Raw genomic sequence first — 26,340 nt, forward strand, 5'->3', positions numbered from 1 at the left:
GCCTTGAAATGCTTGAAATGTAAATTTATCGTGAAGGGTGGGCGGCGGCGGTTGAAAAACGCACGGGGCAAAGGTATACTAAAATAGAACGGCCGCCCCCTGGGGGCCGGCCCCTTGAAAGGATGTGTTTTGGGTGCTGTTCCAAAAGTTCCAGCAGTTCATGTATGGGCGCTATGGCGGGGACAAATTCAGCTTGTTCCTGCTGGTGATAGCTTTAGTATTGTCCCTTTTCGGCGCTTTATTCTGGCCCATTGCCCTGGTGGCCGACGTTGTCTTTCTCTATGTGCTCTTCCGCATGTTCTCTCGGAATCATGCGGCCCGCCAGCGGGAATACTACGCCTTTATGAAGGTGTGGGGGCCGGTGGAGCAGTGGTTTCGGTTCCAGCGCACCCGCTTTCGAGAGCGGAAAACCTATAAGTATTTTCACTGCCCGCACTGCCGGCAGCGCCTGCGGGCGCCCCGGGGGCGGGGGAAGATCCAGGTCACCTGCCAGAAGTGCCATAACGTCTTTGTGACAAAGACATAAAAGGCCGAAAGGAAAAGGCAGGGGAAGCGGCCCGGCGGGAAACCGGGCTTTTGGAAAAGGAGGAGTGTTCATGCGCCTGAAGGATATTGGCATCAGCCTGCGGGATGAGAAAAAGGTGCTGCGCAACGGTATGATCCTGCTGGTCTTTGCCGCGGTGCTGGTGCTGGTTTTAATGCGGTTTGACCAGGTGTGGGGGGCGGTGCTCACAGTGGTGGGTACGGTGGCCCCGGTGTTTTACGGCATTGTGCTGGCCTATATCCTCAATGTGTTCGTGCATTTCTTTGAGGATGTGGCCTTCAAACCCCTGCGAAACGTCAAATCCAAGCTGTGGAAGAGGGTGCGCCGCCCGTTGGCGGTGGCCTTGGCTTACCTGCTGGTGGCCCTGGTGCTGGTGTCCATCATCGCCTTCATTATCCCCGGCCTGATTGAATCCATGGGGATTTTGGCCGATACGGTCCAACAGACGGTGCCCGGCTATGTCACTAGCGCCATGAACTGGCTGAACGAATTTGCCCAGGAAAATGACCTGACCTTTATCCAGGATTTCCTGCGGAACTTCAACTGGAGCAACGTGCTTTCCAGCGCCAGCGCCGTGCTGCGGGACTTCCTCTCCTCCCTGGTGGGGGTCACTATCAATGTGGCCTCCGGGGTGTTTGCCGCAGTGATGGGTTTCATTTTCTCCGTATACATGCTGATGGGCAAGGAAAAACTGCTGCGGGGGGTCAAGTCCACGCTGCTGGCGTTCCTCCCCCGGCCCACAGCCCAGAAAATTGGCCAAATCGCCACGCTGACCAACCGCATGTTCTTCAACTTTATTCGGGGCCAGCTGCTGGAGTGTGTCATTCTGGGCTCCCTGTGTTATGTGGGCATGAGTATTTTGCAGCTGGATTATGCCCTGCTCATCTCTTCCGTGGTGACTTTGGGGGCACTGATCCCTATTTTGGGCGCTTACATTGGCGCGGCGGTGGGAGTGCTCATCCTGCTGCTGGTCCACCCCATTGACGCCCTGATTTTCCTGATCTTCCTGCTGATCCTCCAGCAGGTGGAGGGCAACATGATCTACCCCCGCGTGGTGGGCTCCTCCATTGGCCTTCCCCCCCTGTGGACCCTGTTCGCGGTGGTGTTCTGGGGCGGCGTGCTGGGAATCCCTGGCATCCTTTTCGGCACACCTGCCACGGCGGTGATCTACCAGCTGCTGCGCACCTCGGTGCGTACCCGGCTGCGGCAGAGGAATATTGATCCCAAGGATCCCCAGTTCCCTCTCCCGCCCGAGGAGGACGAGGCTTCGCAGCCGCCTGACCAGCAGCGCTTGGACGATGTGTGAGACACCAGAGTATGAAAAGAGCCCGGCAGAGATTATCTGCCGGGCTTTCTCTTATGGCTTGCATACTTTACAGGCACTGCGGCCAGAGGCGATGGCTTCTGCAATGGTTCCGCGAATCAAGTTTTTGGAGTTGTCGATCGTCGGGCAGGTGGGGCGGTGATAGGCTTTTCCCGAAGGCGTCCAATACACGATATTCGAGGCAGGGGTGGAAGGAGTTGGCGTAGGCCGCACAGTGGGCCGGGGCGTGGCAGTGGGAGAAGGAGTCGCTGTGGGAGCAGGGGTAGCCGTAGGCGCTGGTGTGGCAGTGGGCTCTGGAGTGGGCAGCAGCTCGGTCTTGACCAGCACCTTCTCCGCGTTGTGGAGGATGGCGGCAATCTGGGCGCGGGTGGCAGTGCCCTGGGGATTCAATTTGCCGTCGCTGCCGTTTATAATGCCCTGGGAGGTGGCCCACTTCAGGGGTTCCACGGCGTAGGAGGATACGGCGGAGGTGTCCGGGAAGCTGTTGTAAACCGAAGCGCTGTAGCTGGTGTCGTTGCCGGTGCGCTTGGCGTAGTTGTACAGCATGGTGGCCGCCTGCTCCCGGGTGACAGAGTTTTCCGGGCCGAACTTCCCGCCGCCCAGGCCGGAGACAATGCCATTTTCCGTGGCCCAGTTGATGCGGGAGGCATAGTACTCAGAAGCGGGCACGTCGTCAAACCGGGTGCCCGGGTACAGGCCGGTGTCGATGCCGGTCATGTTGCCCAGCACGGTGACGAACATGCCCCGGGTCATGGAGGCCTCCGGCCCAAAGGTGGTTTGGCTGGTGCCGTTGAGAAGCCCGTTTTCCGCCACATAGTCCACATGGGCGTAAAACCAGTCGCCAGAGTCCACGTCGGTGAACCGCTCCACGCTGGCGGCGGAAGCCGGCCACACCGCGACGGAAACCAGCAGCGTGCCGGAGAGCAGCAAAGCAATGAATTTCTTTTTCATGGTACATTCCTCTTTTCTGAAAAAGTGGCCGCGGTGGGTGCCGCGGCGCTGCACAAAACGCGAAAACAGGGCCATCCCGAAAGGGATAGCCCTGTTTTTGGTGACCCATCGGGGATTTGAACCCCGGACACCCTGATTAAAAGTCAGGTGCTCTGCCAGCTGAGCTAATGAGTCATGGAAGCTGTCCAAGATGGACAGCTTATTTATTATAGCAAGGAAATCCCGCTCTGTCAACCGTAATTTATCGAACCACGAAATGCTTCATAAAGCTGTCGCCGTCGTAGTTGTTGGCGTAGTCGTAGGCGGAGAGATCAATGCCGCCGTGCATCAGCAGGGCGCCGGAATAGGCTTTGCCGGTTTCCTCGTCCACATAGATCTTGTCGGGGTCCAGGCCCGCCAGGCACACAGATTGATACAGGTTGGGGGGGCGCCGCATGATGACCCGGCAGAACAGGGCCTCGTTTTTATCCGGGCTGACGAACTGCCAGTCGGCCAAATAGGGGTTCTCCGTGGGGGCAGTCAGGCGGTACAGGTCGCCAAAGTGGATGAGGTCATAGTACTTGTGGTAGTCAGCCACCTGCTGCAGCACCACTTCCCGCTCCTCATCGGTCAGTTCAGTGCGGGGGTCCAGCTCATAGCCAAAGGTGCCGCTCATGGCTACCACGCCCCGGGTCTTTACGCTGGCCCGGCTGTTGGCAGAGACATGGGCGCCCATCGCCGCCACAGGGTAGCACAGGGAGGCGCCAAACTGGATGGTCAGCCGCTCGATGGGGTCGGTGCAGTCGCTGGTCCAGATCTGGGGGGCATAGTAGAGCATGCCCGCGTCAAAGCGGCAGCCGCCGGAGGAGCAGTTCTCCAACAGGATGTGGGGGAACGCGGTGGTGATGCGGTCCATCAGGTCGTAGACGCCCAGCACATACCGGTGGAAGAACTCGCCCTGCCGCTCGGGGGGCAGGGTGGCGCTGGCCGCCTCGGTGATATTGCGGTTGCAGTCCCACTTGATGTAGTCGATCTTGTTCTGGGAGAGTACGTTGTACATCTGCTGGAAGATGTTGTCCCGCACATCCTTGCGGGTCATGTCCAGCACGCACTGGTACCGGGAGATGGAGTGCTCCCGTCCCTTGGCGCGGATGGCCCAGTCCGGGTGGGCCCGGTACAGGTCGCTGTCGGGATTGACCATTTCCGGCTCGTACCAGATACCGAATTTCAGCCCCAGGGCGTTGACCCGCTCGATCAGATGGGACAGGCCGCCCTTGAGCTTCTTTTCGTTGACATACCAGTCGCCCAGGCCCCGCAGGTCGTCATTGCGGGTTCCGAACCAGCCGTCATCCATCACCAGCATCTCAATGCCCAGCTTCTTGGCCTCTTGGGCAAAGGCCACCAGCTTGTCATCGTCAAAGTCGAAGAACGCGGCTTCCCAGCTGTTGATGAGCAGGGGGCGCTTCTTCTTGGCCCATTCGCTGCGGCACAGGTGGTCCAGGTAGAAGTGGTGGAAGGTGCGGCTCATGGCACCCAGTCCCTTGTCCGAATAGACCAGCACGGCCTCGGGGGTCTGGAAGCTCTCGCCGGGCTCTAAGCGCCAGCGGAAGTCCGTGGGGTTGATGCCCATGAGCACCCGGGTGGTGCCCCGGGTATCCACTTCCGTGTCAATGGCGAAGTTGCCGCTGTAGATAAAGTTCATGCCCCACACTTCTCCCGATTCCTCCGTCGTAGAGGGGTGGGCAAAGGCTACAAAGGGGTTGTGGTTAGAGCCGGTCATACCCCGCTTGGACTGGATGGAGGTGATTCCGTGCTGCAGGGCGCGGCGCTCGGTGTTGTTCTCGTTCCACCACTTGCCCCACAGGTGCACCATATCCAGGTCCATGGTGGGCAGCTCCACGCAGGAGCTGTACGCCCGCTCCAGCACCACAGGGGCCTCTCCGCCGTTCTCCAGGCGCACGCTGCGGGTGATGACGGGGTAGTCCTCAAACACGGTGTACAAAAGGGTGGATTTCACACCGGTGACAGCGTCAACGGTCTCCACTTCCAGGGTCTGGGCCTGTCCCTCCTGGGCGAAGGTGGCGGGCAGCCCGGGCAGGGAGGGTTTGCCGTCGTAAATTTTATGGGAGACATAGCGGATGTCCGTCACCGCGTCCCCGCTGCCGCCCCGCACAGAGAGGGCGGAGATGCGGAAATCCCCGGCGCCGTTGGTGGGATACTCGAAGGGCTGAATGTCCGGGGAGAAGAACAGGTCCTCCACCTTGGGGTTATAGGGGCTCAAAGAGTCGAACTTGCCCCGGTACATCAAATAGGAGAGGTCGGTGTCCGGGAGCTTGGCGCCGTAGTACAGGTGTACCAGGTAGTTTTCCTGGTAGACCATGAAGGCGTAGGTGGATACGCTGGTATCCAGCTTAAAGACATGGTGCTGCTGGTCAAAGGTGATCGGCATGGCATTTACCCCTTTCCAAATCAAAATTCCGGTTTCTTTTGTCTATCTTATCACAGATTCCCGGGCTGCGCAAGCGTCAGGCGGGCTTTCCGTTACCACCCAAAAAGGTGGCTCAGTCCCACAAGGTCCAGGGTGGTAAGAGAGGCGTCGCCATCCAGGTCCGCCGCCCGGCGGTAGGGGTCCTCCCCGCCCACGGATTCCCCGTTTAGAAGGAGCCGCTGGGCCCGGCGCAAGTCCGACCGGGAGACCGTGCCGCTGCCATCGGTGTCTCCCAAAACCACCAAGGTGTAGTCACCCGCGGTCATGCCGGTGGCCAGCCGGCCAGAGGTCACGGCCTCCCCCTCGGGGGTTTGGATCAGCACGGCGTCCGGCGCGAAGTAGGCCAGCAGTGTGTCCACCGTGACACCCTGGGGCATGAGAAGGTAGCTGTCCTCCTGCACAATCCCCTCCGGTGTGGGAGGAGGGCTGGGAGAGGGGGACTCTGTGGGCGCAGGGGTTGGGGTGGGTGTCGGGGAATCCGTGGGTTCCGGAGAGGGAGTAGGCTCTGGAGAGGGAGTAGGCTCTGGAGAGGGAGTGGGTTCCGGGGAGGGCGTGGGCTCCGGCGTAGGCGGCGTGGGAGTGTCTTCCGGCTCCAGCGAGGGGTCAGGGGAGGGAGCGGGCGTCTCAGAAGGAGCGGGCGTAGGCGTTGGCTCCGGTGTGGGCTCGGGCGATGGGGTGGGAGGTTCCTGATAGAACTGGATTGGCAGAAACCAATAGGCGTTCTCCTCCTGCCACAGGATGCCGCTGCCGCACAGGGCCAGCAGTTCGCCCTTTACGGGCACAGAGCCCACGGTTTCTCCCGCCAGGGTGGCGCACTCCACCGAAAGATACCCCGCGCCGGGGAACAGGAACTGCCCGTCCCGGTCCAAAGCGTAGTGGAGCGGGGAGTAGGGCATATCTACGAAGAACCCCAGATCCACCGGTTCCACGGTTTCGGCGCTGTATTGGTACAGGCCGCCCAACTGGTCCAGGAAATGCTCCTCCCCCAGCAGACAGAAGGGGGAGGAGAAAAGGAGGCAGGAGTTCCAGGCGCTGGGATCTTGCGAGGGGCCCCAGAAAAATTCGGAGGCCGTGAAGGCGGCCGCCGTGCCCTGGGGAGTGGCCTCCAAAAAGCTGACGCCAGTGCAGCCCTCCACTTGCCGCGGCTCCCCTCCCAGGTCAGAAAACCACAGGGAGCCTTGGGCATCCGTGTAATAAAAACGCCCCGCCCCGTCGCAGTCGAAAAGCGCGCGCTCTTCCACAGCGGCGGGCAGGGCCCATCCACCTACAAGGTTCAATTCAGGCAGGGAAAGCTGCGAGAGGACAGCCCCATTTTCCCCTTCTTCCAGGGCAAACACAGAGTCTCCCCGCAGGGCAGCCCACACAAGGCGGCCAGAAAAGCCGGTTTGGGAAGCGGCCTGGCCGGTGCGGCGATCCAGAGCCATCACCGCGCCGGAGCCGGCCTCGCTGCCGCCATAGGCCAGCAGGCACAGGTCCTCCCACTCTTCCAGCAGGTAGACCGCGCCGCCTTGGGGCACAGCCGCAATCTGTACGGGCAGGGGCCCGCCGCTGGTAAAAAGGGCCAGCATAGAGAGAAGAGCCAGCAGGGCGCAGAGTGAAAGGCCAGTCCGCAGCCAGCCCCTTGTGAGGTGAACCCTCCAGCGTGCAGTTGCCTTCCTCTTCATGCCCGCGCCTCCCCTCGGCTTCCATCCAGGGGGCAAAAGCGCCCCGCTTCTTTTAAGACCGGTGTTCCCGCTCTTGAAAATACTCCCTTGCCAGCGCGGTGTCCCCTGTAAGGGTGGCCATCACCAGCTGATAGAGCCCTTCCGGGTCCTGGAAAAAACACTCCCGCACCATCTCTGCCTGGGCCTTGTCCGGCACATACAGGGAGAGAGTCATCAGGTCGGTGTCCCCGCCGGACACATGGCAGGTGACCTGAAGGCCCTGTTCTGTCTCCCGCAGGTCCACCCGGTTCTCCCGTTGGGCCTTGGCATGGGCCAGCAGGGTGAAAGCTGCCTTCAGGGCTTTGTCCCGCACAGAGAGGGGCAGGGTGGCGTCCAGGGAGTGGGCGATTTCCCGCCCCGCCGCCGTGACGGTGTAGCAGCCGTCGGGCTCTTGGGCCACATTGCCCTGGGCCACCAGAGAGGCCAGGGCGTCCTCCGCCTCAAAATAGTTGGCCAGGCCCTTTTCCTGGATGATGCGCGTCAGGTCTTGGCGGGCCAGAGGGGCGTTCACGCTGGCCAGGATATAGCAGAGCAAAATGCGGATATCGTTTTTGTTCCAAAGGCCGCCGGGCTCCACCCCGGCGCTGAAAGCGTCCTGCTTCATGGCAGAGGTCCTTTCTTCTAATATAGCTGTTATCAGTATAGCGATTTTTAGAAAAAATAGCAAGGGGTTTTAAGCGGGCAGGCAGAAAATCCGGCCGCCCCGGCAGTGGGTCATTGGGGGTTGCGGCTGGCGCCCATCAGCTTCCGGTTTTTCACAATGACCACCAGCCGGAAGGCCAGAATGCTGCCTTCCGTCACGCTGGTGAGCAGGCACAGTGTCACCAGGTTGATGCCCACGGTAAACCAAAGCAGCAGCGCCCCCAGCAGGTACACCGCTGTGCCGAACACCACGGCGATGTTGGCGTATTTGGCCAGCCCCATGGCCCCCAGGGTGGGGTAGCCCAGCACATAGTTGGGGAAAGAGAACACGGCCACAGGGATGAGCAGCCGCAGGGGCAGCACCACCTGAGAGCCCTCTGCCCCCAGCCAGAATACCAGCAGGGGCTCGGCAAAGAGAAACACCACGGCGCAGCCCAGCAGGATTACCGGGTAGACAATGAGCATGGCTTTCTTGATGAGGCTGAAATTCTTGTGCTTCATCATGTGGGGGTACAGGCTGTCCGCAATGGGGGACATGCCGCTTTTCGCCGCGCCGATGACCTTGTCCGCGTTGGCGTACAGGCCGGTGGCGGCGGGCCCCGCCAGGGAGTTGAGCAGAATGCCGTTTAAGTTGGAGTTGATGGAGGCCGCCACCTTGGAGAGGAAGAATTGAGAGGAATCCTTCAGTTCTACCCAAATCTCGCGCCAGGTGACCCGGCAGAAGTGAATGCCCACCCTGCGGAACAGGTGCCAGTAGACAAACACAATGGCCCCCAGGTTGCCCACCGCTGTGAACAGGGGCACCAGGAAGTAATCCCCCGGCTGGTGGACAAAGAGGAAGATCATCAGGGTGGCGAAGAATTTGATGGCCACCGCCCGGATGGTGATGGTGGACATCTGCTCCAGCCCCCGGTACATAAAGTCCGGCAGCAGGGCGTAGGTGCACACGGAGATCAGGTAGAAAGCGTACACCAGCACCTGGCTCATGTCCGGCAGGGTGGGGGCGATGAAAGCGAACAGGATTAGGAACGACACCGCCATAAACATGGCCTTGGCCAGGATGACGCAAGTGAGCACCTTGTTGAGCACATTTTTATCCTCCCGGAACCGGGAGACCTTGGCGGTGGCGGAGTAGATGAAGCCGAAGTCAATGAGGATTTGGAAAAAGTTGGTGGCGTATTGGGCCGCGCTGAGCACGCCCACATTGTCCAGGCCCAGCACCCGCATCTGATAGCCCTGGGTCAAAAGCCCCAAGGCCATGTTGGAGAACTGCAGGATGTAGAGCATCACCGTGTTTTCCAAAAGCCCGCCCCGGCGGGGCCTGTTCCATTTCAGTTTCAGGTTCATAGGGTCTCCTTTCAGCCCAGCCGGCTTTTGACGGCAAACAGCAGGGCGATCAGCCCATAGCAGCGCTTTTCCAGCAGGGAGAGGAGCAGCCTGTGGCTGCGGCTTAGGCGGGAGAGGTAGGGGCACTGGCGCCAGTCCGGAAACCAGCGCTCCAGGGACTCCCGGAACTCCCGGAGCAGGGGGTGTTTCCGGTCGATGAGCAGCACCCGCACCGAGGCGGTTAGGAAAGCGTGGTACACCGCCAGGTAGCACAGCTCCTGCCGGTAGCGCTCCAGCAAGCCCTGGGCCCGGAACCAAGAGAGCAGGTCCTCAAAGGCGTCTAAAATTTCCCGGTTCCTCTCGGCATTCTGGTTCTTGGTGATGGAGCCCGTGCGCTGAAAGTAGTTGTAGCCTACAAAGTCCAAAAACACCACTTGCTTGGACTGGGCCAGCAGCTTGGGCGTGGTGCGCATGTCCTCATACCACACCCGGGGCGGGAAAAGGATTCCCGTGCGCGCCAGCAACTCCCGGCGGTACAGGCGGATGCAGGCGGAAGGAGAGGCGAGCAGCAGGTCTGGCTGCTGTTCCAGGGAGAGGGCCCGGTCCTTGGGCGCCTCTTCCAGGAAGGTCTGGAGAGTGCGGCCTGCCTCGTCCACCGAACGGTAGCCGAACACCACCAGGTCAGCTTCTTCCCGCAGGCCGGCCTCCAGGGCCTTTTCCAAGGTCTGGGGCTCAATCCAGTCGTCGCTGTCCACCAGCAGGAGCCAGTCTCCTACGGCGGCCTGGATGCCCGTGTTCCGGGCGCCGCCCAGGCCCTGGTTTTCCTGGTGGATGACCCGGACGCGCCCATCCCTTTCCGACAGCTTGTCGCACAGCCCGCCGCTGCCGTCGGTGGAGCCGTCGTCCACCAGCAGCAGCTCAAAATCCGGCTCTGTCTGGGCCAGAATGGAGTCCACGCATTTTATTAGGTAATTCTCCACGTTGTAAACCGGTACGACCACGGTTGCTTTTGGCAATCGAAACACCTTGCTTTCCCATGTATTTCACCGTTCAAGAAATTCCAGCTTAAAACCTTATTATACACATTTCCCGGGGGTTTTGCAAATTTGAAGGGAATTGCAAGGCTTGCTTGACAAGATATGCAAAGTATACTATACTAAGATTGCAAAGCAAACTTTGCAATTCAAGAAAGGGGGGAGCGGCTATCAAGACACGTATCCCAGAGCTGAGAAAGGAGAGGAAGCTCTCCCAGGAAGAACTGGCGCGGGCGGTGGGCACCACCCGGCAGACCATCACCTCCATCGAGGTGGGGCGCTACACCGCCAGCCTGCCCCTGGCCTACAAAATCGCCCATTATTTTGGCCTGACCATCGAGGAGGTATTCGACTTTTCAGAACTGGAAGGAGAGGTGCGCCGTGGAAGAGTATAAACGGAGATTGAAGCGGCAGAACGTCCTGCTGTGGATTGGCATTGTATTGCTGGTGGTCCTGGATGTGCTGGTGGGCATCTTTTGGGACAGCCTTGGCTTTTTGGATACCCGCTTGATGACAGAGAGGGCCCGCCACATGCAAAGTATGCTGCTGTTTGGATTCCTTGTTTACTTTGCGGTAAAGCTGGTGGGGAACAAGCGCCGCCTGAAAAACCTGTGGCAGTATGAGGAGGAAGCCCGCTGGCAGAAGGACGAGCGGCGCATCCTCATTGGGGAGAAGGCCGCCAAGCTGGCGGTGGACCTGGCCCTGGCGGGGCTGGTGGTGGCGGCGTTTGTTGTCAGCTTGTATAACATGGACGCGTTCAACGCCCTGTATTACACCTTGGTGGGCTTTGTCCTGCTGCGGTTTGGCTGCTGGCTCTATGTCCGCCGGAAATATTGACCGCCCCCGCCGGATGTGCTACAATAAGCAAAAGTGCGCGGCGGGTGCGCCCGGGGCGGCTTGAAAATGCAGAAAAGAAAGAGTGGATTGACACATGGTTAAGATCGTGACCGACAGCTCCTGCGACCTCAGCCCCAAGCGCTGCGCGGAACTGGGCGTGGATATGCTGCCCATCACTGTAAATTTTGGGGAGGAGAGCTACCGGGCCAATATCGACATCTCCAACGAGGAATTCTACGAAAAGCTGGCCGCCGCAGAGGAGCTTCCCCACACCGCCCAGATCACCCCGGCCCAGTTCCAGGAGATCTTTATGCCCTACAAGGAAAGCGGCGATGACGTGGTGTGCCTGTTCATCTCCTCCAAGATGAGCGGCACCTTGCAGTCGGCCCGGGTGGCCGCCAATATTTTAGGGGCGGAGAACATCCTTCTGCCCGATACCCTCCACGTCACCTTCGCCTTGGGCCTTCTGGTGGAGGAGGCGGTGAAAATGCGGGACGCCGGCCTTTCCGGCCCCCAGATTGTGGAGAAGATCCAAGAGCTCATCCCCCGCATCCGGCTGTTCGCCATGATTGAGGATTTGAAATACCTGAAGATGGGCGGGCGGCTTTCGGCCACCAGCGCCTTGGTGGCCAGCATTTTGGGCATCTGCCCCATCATCACCCTGAAGGACGGCCTGGTGGAAGTGGTGGGAAAGGCCCGGGGCAAGAAGGCCGCCTTTGCCGCCATTCGGAAATTTGTGGAAAAAGAGCCCATCTCCAGCGACTATTGCGTGATGGTCGGCAACGCCAACGTGCCGGAGAACAGCAAGGCTTTCGAGGAGTATATGGAGGACCTGCTGAAAAAGCGGGAGGTTCATGTTTCGTCCATTGGCAGCATTGTGGGCACCCACACCGGCCCGGGGGCCGTGGGGCTGGCCTATATCAAAAAGTAAACGGGAGCGGGCCCACGGGCCCGCTTTTTGCTAAGGAAGGAGGCGCGGTATGGAAAAAGAGACCCGGCGCAGGCTGCTGCGGGTGGCGTTGGCAGCCCTGGTGTTGGCGGCAGCTGCGGCGCTGTTTTTGGCGCTGAGGCCCCCTTGCCTGATCTTGAAGTCCACGGGGCTCTACTGCGGGGCTTGCGGCTTCACCCGCATGGTGGAGGAGCTGCTTCAGGGCAATGTGGGGGCGGCCTTCCGGCAGAACCCCTACATGTTTGCCCTCCTTCCCCTGTCGGGGGCTTACCTGGCGGGAGAGGCGGCCTGCTATCTCCGGCAGCGGCCGCCCTTGTGGAAGCGGAAATGGATGCAGGCGCTGCTGGCGGCGGCAGTGGGGGCGGGGATTGTATTTACCGTGCTGCGGAACCTGCCGGGCTTTGAGGCCCTGCGCCCCCAGTAACCGGGCTGGGAGATTTGTGTGAAAAGGGGGAACGGACCGTGAAGGGAAAGCTGGGCTGGCTGGGTGAAAAGCTCTGCCTGGGCTTTGGCCTGCTGTTTTCCGGCGTTGTGCTGGTGCAAACATTCCTCACCGCCTGCCGGGGCGGGGGATACGTTCTCTTCTTCGCGGCGGGCGCGCTGGGGATGGGGGCGCTGGTGCTCCTGGGCCTGCGGTTTCTAAAGCCGGCAAAGGCCTATCCCCTGGCCCTGTGTTCCCTGCGGTTCCTCATCGCCCTGGGGGTCATCCTGGTGTTCGGCGCCCAGCCGGTGCAGGATTTCAAGACCATGTATGACGCCGCTTGCCAGATGGCCCGGGGCAGCGGGGACTATTTGCAGAACGAGTACTTCTACAACTGGGCCTACCAGACGGGCTTCACCGCCTATGAGGCCCTGGTAATCCGCCTGTTTGGAGAGGGGCTTCTTCCCCTGCAGCTGCTCAACGCCCTGTGGATGGCGGGCACGGGCTGCCTGGTGTACGGCATTGCCCGGCGGTTCCTCCCGGAGACGGGGGCCATGACGGCCTCCCTGCTCTATGCCTTGTACCCGGCGCCTTATTTTCTGGCCGCGGTGCTGACCAACCAGCACATCGCCGTGTTCTTCTATTACTTGGGCTTTTGGCTGCTGGTGCGGCGGGAGCGGCTTTCCCCGCTGCGGGGGGTGCTGGCAGGGGTTTGCCTTTCCCTGGGCAATGTGATGCGTCCCCTGGGGGCGGTGATTGTGCTGGCCCTGCTGTGCTGGGCGGCGGTGCGGATGCTCCGCTGGAAGGGCCCCGGCGTGCTGCGGGAGGGAGGCTTGCTTCTGGCCGCGGCGGTGGCCTATTACGCCAGTGGGGAGCTGTTCAACTGGCTGGTGCGCGCCACGGGCCTGAACCCGGAGGGCCTGGCCAACCACCTGCCCCTGTGGAAGTTTGTTTTGGGCTTCAACTTGGAATCGGGCGGCGCCTGGAACCAGGCGGACTACGACGCCTATTACCTCCTCCCCCGGGAGGAGGCCCCCGCCGCTATGCGGGCGGCTGTGGGAGAACGCCTGTCCTCTTTGGGGTTTTCCGGCTTTTTGGAGCTGTTCTGGAAGAAGAGCCAGACCATGTGGGGCTCTTTGGAATACCTGTACTGGGGCTTTGGCCATTTGGACGGCAGCGTCCAGGCGCTGGGAGGGCTGACCCTCTCTCAATGCCTGAACGCGTTGAATTACTTTGACCTGGGCGTGTTTTTCCTGGCGTTTTTCCTGGCGGCTGCGGCGTTGCTCCTGTGGCTCCGGCGGGGCGCGGGGGAGGGGCTGCGCCTGCCGGTCATGCTCTCGTTCCTGCTTTGCGGGTATTACGCCGTGCACCTGCTTATCGAGGTCCAGTCCCGCTACCGGTATTTTCTCATGCCGGTGGTGTTCCTGCTGGCGGGCGCGGGCGCGCAGCAGCTGCTTCGCTGCTGGCAGGGCCGGAGTTCCCGGGGGGCGGGGCAGAAAAACACAGCCCCTGGCAGGGAGGGCCGGCATTTTTTGGAAAAAACCGGGAAAGGGCCTTGACTTAAAGTGTCCTTCAAGCGCTATAATCAAATAAAGATTTCTGTAAAAATGCCCCATCGGGCGAGGGAGGAACGAACAATATGGCAGAAAAATATTTGGGAGAGAGCATTAAAAACCTGGGCTTTGGCCTGATGCGCCTGCCCATGAAGGGCGACGAGATCGACATGGAGCAGACCAAGCGCATGGTGGATGCCTTCATGGCAAAAGGGTTTACCTACTTTGACACGGCCTATGTGTACATCGGCGGCAAGAGCGAGGTGGCCTTGAAAGAGGCTGTGGTGGACCGCTATCCCCGGGACAGCTTCCAGTGCGCCACCAAGCTGCCTCTTTGGGATTTGAAGGACCCCGGCGAGATGGAGAAAATCTTTCAGGAGTCCCTGGACCGGGCCGGCCTGGAATATTATGATTTCTACCTGCTTCACGCCCTGAGCGCCGAGCGGGAAAAGCAGGCCGACGAGCTGGGCGCCTGGGACTTTATGAAAAAGCTGAAGGCGGAGGGCCGCGCTAAGCACATCGGCTTCTCCTTCCACGACACTGCCGAGGCTTTGGAGCACATCCTGCAGAACCATCCGGAGATGGAGTTTGTACAGCTGCAGATCAACTATGTGGACTGGGAGAGCGAGAGCGTCCAGTCCCGCAAGTGCTATGAGGTGGCCCGCAAGTACAACAAGTCCGTCATCATCATGGAGCCGGTGCGGGGCGGGTCCCTGGCCATTATGCCGCCCCAGGTGCAGGAGGTCTTTAAGAAGGCCGAGCCGGAGATGAGCGTGGCCTCCTGGGCCATCCGCTACGCCGCTTCTTTGGATGGGTTGATTACGGTGCTCTCTGGCATGTCCACCGAGGAGCAGCTGAATGACAACGTCTCCTACATGGAGAATTTCCAGCCCCTGAACGAGGCCGAGCGCGCCACCGTGCAGCAGGTGGTGGATATCCTGAACAGCCTGCCCACCATCCCCTGTACCGCCTGCAAGTACTGCGTGGATGGATGTCCCCAGAAGATCAACATTCCCGGGATCTTCAAGACCATGAACGACCTGACCCTCTACAACAACGTGGAAGGCGCCAAGCGCTCCTATGAGAATGTCACCAAGGAGGGCGGCAAGGCCGGGGACTGCGTCCAGTGCGGCGCCTGCGAGGCCCACTGCCCCCAGAAGATCCAGATTATCGAGACATTGAAGAAGGCTGCCCAGACCTTTGCCTAAGCAGCGCGATAGACATACCAAGGCTGGACCCGTGGGGTCCGGCCTTTTGCGTTTTGGGGAGAGGCGGAAGAGGAAGGGTGGAGGGGGGAGGGGGAGAAAAGGGCAGCGGCGGCTGGAAGACAGAATTTTACGGAATCTTTGCTTTTTTCAAATCACTGTGCTATAATACCCGTAACTATGGTCATAAACGAGGGATGAAGCCTTCATTCACATCTTTTTTCTGCATAAGGACGGTATTGCCATGCACACCATCAAAAAGCTGAAGCGGACCATCGTCTTCATTTTGAAGCTGGCGCTGTTTGCCTCTCTGTTTGGCATCTTTTTCGGCATTTTCGGCATCAACAACCCCTGGCTGTTCAACCTCTCCCGGACCACCGGCGTCACCATGGTGACCTTTGTGGTGCTGGGCATCGCGTTAATGCAGGTCTATGGCGGCTATGCCATCGGCACCCAGAAAAGCCGCCCCATCGTGCACTCCATGGCCTTGGCCACCATCATTACCGACTTGGTCACCCACCTGCAGCTCTCCATTATGAACACCAGCGAGAAGAACAACGACCACTTCGTTTACGAGACGCCGGAGCGCCTGCTGCTGGTGATTCTGCTGCAGCTGGTGGTGATTGTGTTCTTCGCCTACTTTGGCAACTATATCTACTTCTCCCTGGAGCCCCCGGAGAAGTGCTGCGTCATCTCCTCCTCCCGGCAGAGCCTGGGGAACATCATCCCCAAGGTAGACCGCTTCCGCAAGCAGTATGAGCTGGATGAAATCGTCCGCTATGATGACCCCCATGTGCTGGATGTCATCGCCCGCAATGACACGGTGTTCCTCTATGATGTGCCCATCAAGGAGCGCATCCACCTGATTGAGTACTGCTATCAAAAACAGAAGAATATCTATTACAACTTCGAGATGATTGACGTGGTCAGCCAGGGGGCCAAGTACGTTACCCTGGATGACAAGTCCCTGGTGATGTACACCGCCAAGGACCTGACCATGGAGCAGCGCATCGCCAAGCGGCTGATGGATTTGGCCCTCTCCCTTGTGGGCCTGGTCATCGCCAGCCCTATCATGCTGGCCTGCGCCATCGCCATCAAGGCCGAGGACGGGGGCCATGTGTTCTACAAGCAGAAGCGCCTGACCAAGTACGGCCGGGTGTTCGAGGTGTACAAGTTCCGCACCATGAAGGAGGAGAACTCCATCCACAAGTCCGTTACGGAGAACGACGACCGAATCACCAAGGTGGGCAAGTACCTGCGGAAGTTCCGGGTGGACGAGCTGCCCCAGCTGCTGAACATCCTCAAGGGGGACATGACCGTGGTGGGCCCCCGGCCGGAAATGCTGGAGAACGTGGAGAAGTACACCGAAGAGCTGCCGGAGTTTTCCTACCGGCTGCGGATGAAGGCGGGCCTGACGGGCTTGGCGCAGATTTCTGGTAAATACAACACCTCTCCCAAGGACAAGCTTGTGATGGACCTGATGTATATTGAGAACTACAGCATCTGGATGGACATTAAGCTGATTTTCCAAACCATCACTGTGTTCTTAAAGGCGTCGGAGAGCACCGAGGCCTTCGGCAGCCAAGAGCTGTACGATTTTGACGAGGACCGGGAGCGTAAGCGCAAGGCGGCCCAAGAGGGGAAAGACGCCCCCAAAAACGGGGAAAAAGGGAAGAAAGGGTGAGACACATGGCCATCAAGGAATATTTGCGCCGGGTGTTCCCCGGCACGGCGGAGGAATTCTGCCAAAAAGCGGGCCAGGCCATGGTTTCGGGGAGGCGGCTGTTCGTCATCACCGCCAACCCGGAAATCCTCATGCACGCCGGGGAAGACCCGGCCATCCGGGAAATGCTGCTGGATGAGGAGACTGCCGTGGTGCCTGACGGCATCAGCGTGGTAAAGGCCATGAACCTGCTAGGCTTCCCCGCCAAGGAGCGCATTACCGGGGTGGACCTGGCAGAGAAGCTGCTGAAGCTGGCAGGGCAGCAGGGGAAGAGCGTCTACCTGCTGGGCGCCAAAGAGGAGGTGGTCTCTGCTTTGGCGAAGAAGCTGCGGGACCAGTACCCCCAGATCCAGGTCCGCTACAAGAACGGATATGGGAAGGACAAGGACGCCGACTTCCGGGAGATTGAGGCGCTGCAGCCGGACCTGGTGCTGGTGGCCTTGGGCGTGCCCGCCCAGGAGAAACTCATCGCCCGGCATTTGGGACATTTCCAAAAGGGTGTGTTCATCGGCGTGGGGGGCTCTTTCGACGTGCTCTCCGGCAGCAAGCGCCGGGCGCCGGCCCTGTTTGTCAAGACCAACACCGAGTGGCTCTACCGCATTCTGCGGGAGCCCTCCCGCCTGAAGCGCTTCTACCGGAACAACGTGCGCTTTCTGGGCCAGGTGCGGCGTGAAGCCAAGGGCTGAGGCCCGCTTGAACCCCCGGGGGGACGTTTTGGGCCCGCTGGGTAAAGGGCTCGTTAGAAATTTGTAAGGGCTTTGTTGACAAGAATTTGAGAAAAAAACGATATAGTACGGGAAGGACGGGATACTGTGGAGAAAATCAAGGTCATGTCCGTGTTCGGCACCCGGCCGGAGACCATTAAGATGGCCCCGTTGGTCAAAGAGCTGGAGAGCCGGGAGGAATTCGAGAGCCTGGTGTGCGTCACAGCCCAGCACCGCCAGATGCTGGACCAGGTGCTGGAGGCCTTTTCCATCACCCCCCAATATGACCTGAACATCATGCAGCCGGGGCAGACCCTTTCGGATATCACCGCCCGGGTCTTAAAGGGCCTGGAGGGGGTCATCCAGAAGGAGAAGCCGGATATGGTGCTGGTCCACGGGGACACCACCACCACCTTTGCCGGGGCCCTGGCGGCCTATTATGGGCAGACGGCGGTGGGACATGTGGAGGCCGGCCTGCGCACCTATGACAAATACTCCCCCTTCCCCGAGGAGATGAACCGGCAGTTCGTGGGGTGCGTGGCAGACCTGCACTTCGCCCCCACAGAGGGCGCCCGGCAGAACCTCCTGCGGGAGGGCAAGCGGCCAGAGACCATCGTGGTCACCGGCAACACGGCCATCGACGCCCTGAAGACCACCGTGCGGGAGGACTACTCCGATGAAATCCTGGAGTGGGCCAAGGGCTCCCGGCTCATCGTACTCACCGCCCACCGGCGGGAGAACCTGGGCGAGCCCATGCACCGCATGTTCCGGGCTATCCGCCGGGTGGTGGAGGAGTTCCCCGATGTGAAGGTGGTGTACCCCGTCCACTTGAACCCACTGGTCCAAAAGGCCGCGGAGGAAGAGCTGGGCGGCTGTGATCGGGTGAAGCTCATTGCCCCCTTGGAGGTCATCGAGTTCCACAACCTGCTGGCCCGGTCCACTCTCATCCTCACCGACAGCGGCGGCATTCAGGAGGAGGCCCCTTCCCTGGGCAAACCGGTCATCGTCCTGCGGGACACCACCGAGCGGCCCGAGGGCATTGCCGCCGGCACCTTGAAGCTGGCCGGCACCGATGAGCAGACCATTTATTCCCTGGTGCGGGAGCTGCTCACCGACAAGGCGGAGTACGCCCGGATGAGCCACGCCAGCAACCCCTATGGGGACGGGCTGGCAAGCGCCCGCATCGCCGGCGCCATCTTGGCGTGGAAGCGCGGGCGGGCGTGAGCACCAAGAGCGCCTTGCAGTAAGGAGCCGTGGGGAAATTTCGCGTAAGGGAGCGGATATTCAGTCCATGGAAACGAAAGAACAGATAGAGCGGCCCTCTCTGGAAGAAACGGGGGCCGCGGCGGGGAAAAAATGCAGCCTGGGCTTAAGGCTGAGCCGTAAAAACCTGCTGGCTGCCGCGGGGGTGCTGGCCCTTGCGGGAGCCCTGTTTGGCTGGCAGGTGTTCCTCTATCAGACGGCGGAGGAACAGGAGCTGCCGTTAGGGGCCTTTGCGGCCTATGGGGCGGGCTTTTGGGCCCTGTCCCTCGCGACGGCATTTGTGTGCCTGTGGAAGGTGCGGCTGCCCCTGTGGGCCAGCCGGCTGGCGGGCTGGGTTCTGCTGCTGGCGCTTCCGCTGGGGGCCTTTTTCGCGGTGGACATGATCAACTCCACCCGCATTCTCACCTTTACCTTTGAGAAAATATTGGCCAACTACCTGTGCTATCTCATGGTGTTCGCCCTGCTTTATGCCATCTCCCGGCGGGTTTGGGTGACAGCCTTGGCGGGCGGCCTTCTCTTTTTGATCTTCGGCGTTGCAAACTACTTTGTGGTGCAGTTCCGGGGGCAACCTATCCTGCCCTGGGATATCCAGGGCTTTGGCACGGCGCTGACCGTTTCCGGCGGCTACACTTATGAGCCCACCCCGGCGATGACCGTGGCGGCCATGGGCTTCCTGCTGACGGTGGCCCTGTGCGTCAAGCTCTCCCCCCGGGAGAAGCCCACCCGCTCCCTGTGCCTGGCGGAACGGGGCGCGGCCCTGGGGGTGGCGGCGGCCCTGTTCGTGATGCTCTTCCCCATGAACATCATGTCCGGGCTGGGCATTTCCGTGTGGGCCTGGAACCAGAAGACCAGCTCGGAAATCACCGGCATCACCGCGGGCTTTTTCGCCAACATCCAGTACCTGATGGTGGATAAGCCAGAGGGCTACTCTGCCACCGAAGTGGAGCAGGTCTCGGAAGAGGCCTCTCAGGTGGAGGACCCTGAGCCTGCCGGCGAGCCGGAGCAGCTGCCCACCATCATCGCCGTGATGAACGAGTCCTTTACCGACTTGGGCGCTGTGGGAGAGGACACCATCTTCCTTTCGCAGGACAACCTCTCCTTCCTTCACTCCCTGCAGGAATCGGGAGAAGTGATTTGGGGCACGGCGTATTCCTCTGTGTATGGGGGCAATACCTGCAACAGCGAGTATGAGTTCCTGACGGGCAACACCACTGCTTTCCTCCCCACGGGAAGCAAGCCCTATCAGCAGTATGTGGATCACGACCAGACCTCTCTTGTGTCCCTGTTGAAAGATACCTACGGCTATACTTGCACGGCCATCCATCCTGGCCAGGCCAGCGCCTGGGACCGGGAAACGGCCTACGAGTACCTGGGTTTTGATGAGTTTATCGACCGGACCAAGTTCGATGTGCACCGGGAGCTGAAACGGGGCCTCACTACGGATATGTCCAGCTACCAGCAGGTGATTTACGAGTATGAGCACCGGGACGAGGACACCCCCCTGTTCCTGTTCAATGTGACCATCCAGAATCACGGCGGGTATGAGGACGAGGACTACGAGACCACCGTGCGGGTGGCCAACGCCTCTGGAAAGTATCCCCAGACAGAGCAGTATTTGAGCTTGATTCAGGAGTCCGACCAGGCGCTGGAATACTTGGTGGAGTACTTCTCCCAGCAGGAGGACCCGGTGGTCATCCTGTTCTTTGGGGACCATTGGCCCAACCTGGAGGAGGACTTTCTCACCCAGCTGCTGGGGGAGGATTCCAGCAGCCTTTCCTTTGAGAATATCATGCGGGAATATCAGGTGCCATTTTTCATCTGGGCCAACTATGACCTGGAAGGGGAGGAGATCGAGGCTGTCAGCCTGAACTACCTTTCCGGGCTGCTGCTGCGGGCCGCCGGCCTGGAGGGCACGGACTACACCAATTTCCTAGAAGAGCTGCGCCAGACATTGCCGGTTATCACGGCAATGGGCATTATGGACAAGGATGGGGATTGGTACAAAAACGGGGACCCTACCCCCTATGACAGTCTGCTTAACGAGTACAACATTTTGGAATACAACAATGCGTTCGGAGGGAAGAACAAGTCGATGGAGACCTTTACCCTCCGGCTTGGAACGGGATAGGAGAGGAGAAACGCCCATGGCCAGGACAGCTGTGCGCCGTGCCAATGAGTGGGACGGCCCTTCCATGCTGAAGGTATACGCCCCTTATATAGGGACCCCCGCGGCTCCAGAGAAGGAGCTTCCCGCGCTGCAGGACTATGTCCAGCGCATTGACCGCTATACCTATGGGCTGGGCTGGCTGCTGTGCGAGATTGACCACCAGACTGCCGGCTTCTGCCATCTGAGCGAGGACCCCTCCCATCCCGAGGACTTGTTCTCGGTGGAGATCCAGCTGTATGTGCGCCAGGATTTGCTGCGCCGCGGTGTGGGCAGCGCTCTGTGGAGCCTGATGCGGGATATGATGGAGATGGGGAACCGCCGCCGGGTGCTCTGCCGGGTGGACCGGGACAACGGCCGGGCTTTGGCGTTTTTCCAAGCTATGGGGTTTGCCCCCTTGCAGGGGGAACCTCCCCAGGAGCCGGAAAAGCTGTGGCTGGCGTACACCCTGCGCCCTTGGGCCCCAGGGGCGGAAAAGCCCACCAAGCCCTATTTGGTGGAAGCCGCGGACTATGAGGAGGCCCGGGAGCGGGCTGCAGAGCAGGTGGATGTGACCGGGCTCTGAACACGTTGGAAAGAGGCAAGGCTGGCGGAACTTCCGCCAGCCTTTTCCCTTGCCAGGACTTTTGAAGGGAGGGAAAAGCCCCGGGGACGGCCGCGCCGGGACATTGAAAAAGTTTTAACAAATTTGTGAACAGGGCATTGCCAAACCGGTGGGTTCGTGCTATGATAAATGTGATTTTGATAAAATGCGGAAGAATGGTGTTTTTTCAAGATCCGACCGTTGTTAGACGCAGTTTTTATCATAATGTCATGGCGAAGGGAGGTACAACAGTATGCCAGAACCCAGTATGCTCCAAGTTGTCCTGATGGGCCTTATCACGGTGTTCATCGCGCTGATCTGCCTGATTATCATTATTGTGATCCTGGGCAAGATCATGGTTGCGGTCACCGGGAACAAGACCGTTGAGACAACCCAGGCGCCGGCTCCTGCCCCGGTGCAGGCCGCTCCCGCGGCTGCCCCGGCCCCGCAGCCTGGCAACCAGCAGGTGGTGGCTGCCATTGCGGCCGCCATTGCGGAGGACATGGGCGAGGATGTGGACCACATCCGGATCCTGTCCATCCGCCGGGTGTAACACCCACGGAAAAGAAAATGGAAACCCAAAAGTTTATCTGGAACAGAGAGGGAATCAATTATGAGAAAGTACAATGTCAATGTCAACGGCACTGCTTATGAAGTTACCGTAGAAGAAGTCAAGGGCGGCGCTGCCCCCGCTCCTGTGGCGGCCCCCGCGCCCGCTGCCGCTCCCGCTCCCGCCCCGGCCCCCGCTCCCGCGGCTGCGCCCGCCGGTGCTGGTGAGCAGATCACCGCGCCCATGCCCGGCACCATTCTGGATGTGAAAGTGGCCGCCGGCCAGACCGTCAAGTCCGGCGACGTGCTGATGATCCTGGAGGCCATGAAGATGGAAAACGAGATCATGGCTCCCCATGACGGCACTATCACCGCCGTGTCCGTCTCCAAGGGCGCTGCCGTAGAAAGCGGCACACTCCTTTGCACCATCGCCTAAATCCCCTTCAAGCGAGGTGCTCCTTCCCGCAAAACTATCATAAGGAGTGAAAGAATCCAATGGACGCTATTATCAACTTTTTGCAGCAAACGGGCTTCTACATTGTGCAGCAGAACCCCCTGAGCCTTATTATGCTGGCGGTGGCCTGCGTGCTGCTCTACCTTGCAATCGTCAAAAAGTTCGAGCCCTTGCTGCTGCTGCCCATCGCCTTCGGCATGCTGCTGACCAACCTGCCCGGCGCGGGGATGTACCATGCCGAGTTCTTCGCCAACGGCGAGGTGGACTGGGCCAGCCTGGGCGCTTTGGACGGCGGCCTGATTGATTACCTGTATCTGGGCGTAAAGCTGGGCATCTATCCCTGCCTGATCTTTGTGGGCGTGGGCGCGATGACGGACTTTGGCCCCCTGATTGCCAATCCCAAGAGCCTGCTGCTGGGCGCTGCCGCCCAGCTGGGCATCTTCATCACCTTTGTGGGCGCCCGCCTGCTGGGCTTCACGGGAGCGGAGGCTTCTTCCATCGGCATCATCGGCGGCGCAGACGGCCCCACGGCCATCTTCACCACCAGCCAGCTGGCCCCGCATCTGCTTGGGCCCATTGCGGTGGCGGCGTACTCCTACATGGCTCTGGTGCCTGTGATCCAGCCTCCCATCATGAAGGCTCTCACCACCGACGCGGAGCGTAAGATCAAGATGAAGCAGCTGCGCCCTGTCTCCAAGACCGAGAAGGTGCTGTTCCCCATCATCGTCACCATCTTTGTGTCCTTCCTGGTGCCCTCGGCCGCCTCTTTGATCGGCTGCCTGATGCTGGGCAACCTGATGCGCGAGTGCGGCGTGGTGGATCGTCTGAGCAAGACTGTCCAGAACGAGCTGATGAACATTGTCACCATCTTCCTGGGCATCTCTGTGGGCGCCACTGCTACGGCAGAGAACTTCCTGAACTGGCAGACCCTGATGATCCTGGCGCTGGGCGTCATTGCCTTTGGCTTTGGCACCGCTGGCGGCGTGCTGCTCGCCAAGGTGATGAACCTCTTCTCCAAGGAGAAGGTCAACCCCCTGATCGGTTCCGCCGGTGTGTCCGCGGTGCCCATGGCTGCCCGCGTGTCTCAGGTGGTGGCCCAGAAGTACGATCCTTCCAACTTCCTGCTGATGCACGCTATGGGCCCCAATGTGTCCGGCGTGATCGGCTCCGCTGTGGCGGCCGGTGTGCTGCTGGCCCTGTTCGGCGCTTGAGAAACGCTTTTTTGGCAAACTTATCACAGGGAAAGGAAATGGCTTAAAAAATGGCAAAAAATCCCCTTAAGATTACGGATACCATCCTGCGCGACGCACACCAGTCCCAGGCTGCTACCCGCATGAAGATTGAGGACATGGTGCCCATCCTGCCCGTATTGGACAGCATTGGGTACTGGTCCTTGGAGTGCTGGGGCGGCGCCACGTTTGACGTGTGCATGCGCTTTTTGAACGAAGACCCCTGGGAGCGCCTGCGCACCCTGAAGAAGGGCCTTCCCAACACCAAGCTGCAGATGCTGCTGCGCGGCCAGAACATTCTGGGCTACCGCCACTACGCGGATGACGTGGTAGAGGCTTTCTGCAAGAAGTCCATTGAAAACGGCATTGATGTGGTGCGTATCTTCGACGCCCTGAACGACCCCCGCAATATGGAGGCCGCCATGAAGTTCGTCAAGGAGTACGGCGGTATGGTGGAGGCTGCCATCAGCTACACCCAGAGCCCCGTGCACAACGAGGAGTACTTTGTGAAGCTGGCTATGAAGCTGGAGAAGATGGGTGCCGACACCATCTGCATCAAGGACATGGCAAACCTGCTGTTGCCCTATGACGCCTATTCTTTGGTGAAAAAGCTGAAGGAAAACGTGGGCGTGCCCATCCATCTGCACACTCACAACACCACCGGTACCGGCGACATGACCAACCTGATGGCCGCTCAGGCCGGTGTGGACATTGTGGACTGCGCCCTGTCCCCCTTGGCCAACGGCACCTCCCAGCCTGCCACCGAAAGCCTGGTGGCCACCCTGCGGGGCACCAGCCGCGACACCGGCCTGGATATGAACAAGCTGGTAGAGGCTGCCGCCCACTTCCGTGACGTGGCCCAGAAGCTGGATATCAACCCCAAGGTGCTGAAGGTGGACGTGAACACCCTGCTGTACCAGGTGCCCGGCGGCATGCTGTCCAACCTGATCTCCCAGCTGAAGCAGGCCAACGCCGAGGACAAGTACTACGAAGTGCTGGAGGAGATCCCCCGCGTGCGGAAGGACTTTGGCTATCCGCCCCTGGTCACCCCCACCAGCCAGATCGTGGGCTCTCAGGCCGTGCTGAACGTGCTGGCCGGTGAGCGCTACAAGATGATTACCAAGGAGTCCAAGGGCCTGCTCCGCGGCGAGTACGGCCAGCTGCCCGGCGAGGTCAACGAGGAAGTGCGCAAGAAGGCCATCGGCAACGACGAGGTCATCACCTGCCGCCCCGCCGACTTGCTGGAGCCCGAAATGGACAAGCTCCGCGCCGAGTGCAAAGAGAGAAACCTGGGCCACTGCGAGGAGGACGTGCTCAGCTACGCCCTGTTCCCCCAGGTGGCCGAGAAGTTCCTCAACTGGCGTGACAACCCCCACAAGGAAGAGGAGGCCCCGGCTCCCGCCGCTGCCCCCGCTGCCGCCCCCAAGGCTGCCCCGGCCAACAACGGCCCCCGCACCCTGGTTGTGGAGGACATGACCAACGGCGTGTTCTAAACCGAATCTTTTCAGGGAGAGTCCCGCAAGGGGCTCTCCTTTTTCGTTTCTCAAAGCTTTCCCGTTCAAGAAATGTTTGCTTGTGTTTCCCTTACGGCGGGAGTATAATCAAGTCAGAGAGCCAAGGCTAGTGTTGTATGGATGGGGGAGAAGCCATGTGGTATGAGGAGTTTGTGAAAAGGATGCCCTTAGAGGCGGGCTATGTGCATATCCGTGAAATTTGTGACATGCTAAGAGAGGCATACGGCGCTGTAGAGCTGCCAGAGGAGCAGATTCCCAGCCTGAAATGGATGCACAGGTTTAACGCCCTTCATACTCCTGAAAACCAGGAACATCTCCATCTGAAAGAGGGGCAGCTGCATATTCGGGCCCTCCAATTTCCCCAGGAGGCCGGATATAGCAGCCGCGAGGGAAATTGTGAAAACCACCTGGTGTATCTTGCCTTTGAAGAGCAGGTAGGATATATCTATTCAAACAGTAACGAGTTGTTTTTAGAAGTGGACATTGCCCGTGGCTACAACCGCCAGGACATAGAGGGTAACACGGAACGGTACAATGTGTGGAAAAAGTCCTGTGTCCGGTATTGGCGGGATACCGGCCGCGAAGTGGGCGGCGTGCAACAGTGGAAGGAATTATATAGGGATTGAACGGAAAAAGGAGGTCCTTCTCATGTTAAAAAGTATTCGCAACAGTTTGGTGCTCACGTCCCTTTTGTATGTGGTTTTGGGGTTGTTGCTGCTGCTGTTTCCCGGGCTGTCTTTGGGGCTGGCCCGGCTGCTGGTGGGCGGTGTGACCCTGATTTACGGCGTGGTCCGCATCGTCTCCTATGTCAAAGGCGGCCAGCAGGACTCTTTCGAGCTTTTTATTGGTGTGCTGCTGGCGCTTTTGGGGCTGTTCCTTTTGGCTTTTATGCAGTTTTTCATGGCCCTGGTGCCCTTTGTGCTGGGGGTGTATATTCTGGTGGACAGCATTGGGGCCGTAAAACGCTCCCTGGATATGAGGGCCTTGGGCTACGGGCGTTGGTGGCTCTCCTGCCTGGTGGCGGGGGTGCTGGCAGTTTGCGGCCTGGTGATGATCTTCGACCCCTTCTCCACATTGGAGGGGTTGGTGATGTTCATTGGATTGGGCTTCCTTTTTGATGGAGTTTACACTTTGGTAAATACCCTCCTCTTTGAGCGTTTGAGCCGTTGAATCAAGAAAGGCCCTTCCCGCCGCAGGGAAG

General features: G+C 59.9%; 25 protein-coding genes and 1 tRNA gene. 19 read left to right on the forward strand and 7 right to left on the reverse strand.

What is annotated here, in order from left to right:
- Positions 1–133: 133 nt before the first annotated feature.
- On the forward strand, positions 134–526 hold the full coding sequence (locus ODJ80_RS07530) for a hypothetical protein (protein WP_263041596.1): 393 nt from the start codon (positions 134–136) through the stop codon (positions 524–526).
- A 70-nt stretch (positions 527–596) separates the two neighbouring features.
- Positions 597–1,850: an AI-2E family transporter gene (locus tag ODJ80_RS07535; RefSeq protein WP_263041597.1), complete on the forward strand. Its 1,254-nt coding sequence runs from the start codon at positions 597–599 to the stop codon at positions 1,848–1,850.
- Between the two features lie 51 nt (positions 1,851–1,901).
- On the opposite strand, the gene ODJ80_RS07540 is transcribed toward ODJ80_RS07535, so the two are convergent.
- The 7 genes from ODJ80_RS07540 to ODJ80_RS07570 form a co-directional block, all read right to left on the reverse strand.
- The gene (locus tag ODJ80_RS07540) at positions 1,902–2,819 is read right to left on the reverse strand and encodes an S-layer homology domain-containing protein (RefSeq protein WP_263041598.1); all 918 of its coding nucleotides are present in this window, start codon (positions 2,817–2,819) and stop codon (positions 1,902–1,904) included.
- A gap of 98 nt (positions 2,820–2,917) precedes the next feature.
- Positions 2,918–2,993 (reverse strand) — tRNA-Lys (locus ODJ80_RS07545).
- Between the two features lie 67 nt (positions 2,994–3,060).
- Complete coding sequence (locus tag ODJ80_RS07550) at positions 3,061–5,247, reverse strand: alpha-galactosidase (RefSeq protein WP_263041599.1); 2,187 nt, start codon at positions 5,245–5,247, stop codon at positions 3,061–3,063.
- 92 nt (positions 5,248–5,339) lie between these two features.
- Complete coding sequence (locus ODJ80_RS07555) at positions 5,340–6,950, reverse strand: hypothetical protein (RefSeq protein WP_263041600.1); 1,611 nt, start codon at positions 6,948–6,950, stop codon at positions 5,340–5,342.
- A 52-nt stretch (positions 6,951–7,002) separates the two neighbouring features.
- Positions 7,003–7,593: a DUF4364 family protein gene (locus ODJ80_RS07560; protein WP_263041601.1), complete on the reverse strand. Its 591-nt coding sequence runs from the start codon at positions 7,591–7,593 to the stop codon at positions 7,003–7,005.
- 110 nt (positions 7,594–7,703) lie between these two features.
- Positions 7,704–8,978 carry an oligosaccharide flippase family protein gene (locus ODJ80_RS07565; protein WP_178865113.1) on the reverse strand — a complete coding sequence of 425 codons (1,275 nt, stop codon included), beginning with the start codon at positions 8,976–8,978 and terminating at the stop codon, positions 7,704–7,706.
- An 11-nt stretch (positions 8,979–8,989) separates the two neighbouring features.
- Positions 8,990–9,973: a glycosyltransferase family 2 protein gene (locus ODJ80_RS07570; RefSeq protein WP_263041602.1), complete on the reverse strand. Its 984-nt coding sequence runs from the start codon at positions 9,971–9,973 to the stop codon at positions 8,990–8,992.
- 146 nt (positions 9,974–10,119) lie between these two features.
- Here ODJ80_RS07570 and ODJ80_RS07575 point away from each other — a divergent pair, with 146 nt between their 5' ends.
- The 17 genes from ODJ80_RS07575 (at position 10,120) to ODJ80_RS07655 (ending at position 26,309) form a co-directional block, all read left to right on the forward strand.
- A complete protein-coding gene (locus ODJ80_RS07575) occupies positions 10,120–10,386 on the forward strand; it encodes a helix-turn-helix transcriptional regulator (protein ID WP_442863903.1) in 267 nt (88 codons plus the stop codon).
- Positions 10,373–10,828, forward strand: coding sequence for a hypothetical protein (locus ODJ80_RS07580; protein WP_263041603.1), 456 nt, complete (start codon positions 10,373–10,375; stop codon positions 10,826–10,828). Before ODJ80_RS07575 ends, ODJ80_RS07580 begins: the two co-directional genes overlap by 14 nt.
- A 94-nt stretch (positions 10,829–10,922) precedes the next feature.
- Positions 10,923–11,759 carry a DegV family protein gene (locus ODJ80_RS07585; RefSeq protein WP_263041604.1) on the forward strand — a complete coding sequence of 279 codons (837 nt, stop codon included), beginning with the start codon at positions 10,923–10,925 and terminating at the stop codon, positions 11,757–11,759.
- 49 nt (positions 11,760–11,808) lie between these two features.
- On the forward strand, positions 11,809–12,201 hold the full coding sequence (locus ODJ80_RS07590) for a DUF2752 domain-containing protein (protein ID WP_263041605.1): 393 nt from the start codon (positions 11,809–11,811) through the stop codon (positions 12,199–12,201).
- 38 nt (positions 12,202–12,239) lie between these two features.
- Positions 12,240–13,757 (forward strand): glycosyltransferase family 39 protein, encoded by a 1,518-nt coding sequence (locus ODJ80_RS07595; RefSeq protein WP_263041606.1) that lies wholly within the window; start codon positions 12,240–12,242, stop codon positions 13,755–13,757.
- Between the two features lie 80 nt (positions 13,758–13,837).
- The gene (locus ODJ80_RS07600; protein WP_263041607.1) at positions 13,838–14,959 is read left to right on the forward strand and encodes an aldo/keto reductase; all 1,122 of its coding nucleotides are present in this window, start codon (positions 13,838–13,840) and stop codon (positions 14,957–14,959) included.
- Between the two features lie 241 nt (positions 14,960–15,200).
- Positions 15,201–16,640, forward strand: a complete 1,440-nt coding sequence (locus tag ODJ80_RS07605) for a sugar transferase (protein WP_263041608.1) — start codon at positions 15,201–15,203, stop codon at positions 16,638–16,640.
- Between the two features lie 5 nt (positions 16,641–16,645).
- Positions 16,646–17,365 (forward strand): WecB/TagA/CpsF family glycosyltransferase, encoded by a 720-nt coding sequence (locus ODJ80_RS07610; RefSeq protein ID WP_263041609.1) that lies wholly within the window; start codon positions 16,646–16,648, stop codon positions 17,363–17,365.
- Between the two features lie 144 nt (positions 17,366–17,509).
- Complete coding sequence (wecB, locus tag ODJ80_RS07615; RefSeq protein ID WP_263041703.1) at positions 17,510–18,607, forward strand: non-hydrolyzing UDP-N-acetylglucosamine 2-epimerase; 1,098 nt, start codon at positions 17,510–17,512, stop codon at positions 18,605–18,607.
- A gap of 67 nt (positions 18,608–18,674) precedes the next feature.
- Positions 18,675–20,774: an LTA synthase family protein gene (locus ODJ80_RS07620; RefSeq protein ID WP_263041610.1), complete on the forward strand. Its 2,100-nt coding sequence runs from the start codon at positions 18,675–18,677 to the stop codon at positions 20,772–20,774.
- Positions 20,775–20,790: 16 nt separating this feature from the next.
- Positions 20,791–21,375 carry a GNAT family N-acetyltransferase gene (locus ODJ80_RS07625; protein WP_263041611.1) on the forward strand — a complete coding sequence of 195 codons (585 nt, stop codon included), beginning with the start codon at positions 20,791–20,793 and terminating at the stop codon, positions 21,373–21,375.
- Between the two features lie 271 nt (positions 21,376–21,646).
- Positions 21,647–21,946 (forward strand): OadG family transporter subunit, encoded by a 300-nt coding sequence (locus ODJ80_RS07630; protein WP_178865101.1) that lies wholly within the window; start codon positions 21,647–21,649, stop codon positions 21,944–21,946.
- Between the two features lie 60 nt (positions 21,947–22,006).
- On the forward strand, positions 22,007–22,378 hold the full coding sequence (locus ODJ80_RS07635; RefSeq protein ID WP_178865100.1) for a biotin/lipoyl-containing protein: 372 nt from the start codon (positions 22,007–22,009) through the stop codon (positions 22,376–22,378).
- A gap of 59 nt (positions 22,379–22,437) precedes the next feature.
- Positions 22,438–23,607: a sodium ion-translocating decarboxylase subunit beta gene (locus tag ODJ80_RS07640; protein WP_178865099.1), complete on the forward strand. Its 1,170-nt coding sequence runs from the start codon at positions 22,438–22,440 to the stop codon at positions 23,605–23,607.
- 50 nt (positions 23,608–23,657) lie between these two features.
- Positions 23,658–25,118, forward strand: a complete 1,461-nt coding sequence (locus ODJ80_RS07645) for a pyruvate carboxylase subunit B (protein WP_178865098.1) — start codon at positions 23,658–23,660, stop codon at positions 25,116–25,118.
- A gap of 137 nt (positions 25,119–25,255) precedes the next feature.
- Positions 25,256–25,765 (forward strand): hypothetical protein, encoded by a 510-nt coding sequence (locus tag ODJ80_RS07650; protein WP_263041612.1) that lies wholly within the window; start codon positions 25,256–25,258, stop codon positions 25,763–25,765.
- A 22-nt stretch (positions 25,766–25,787) separates the two neighbouring features.
- Positions 25,788–26,309 carry a DUF308 domain-containing protein gene (locus ODJ80_RS07655; protein ID WP_263041613.1) on the forward strand — a complete coding sequence of 174 codons (522 nt, stop codon included), beginning with the start codon at positions 25,788–25,790 and terminating at the stop codon, positions 26,307–26,309.
- Positions 26,310–26,340 lie beyond the last annotated feature (31 nt).

Origin of the sequence: Acutalibacter sp. LFL-21, assembly GCF_025630755.1 — a bacterium.
GTDB lineage: Bacteria > Bacillota > Clostridia > Oscillospirales > Acutalibacteraceae > Acutalibacter > Acutalibacter stercoravium.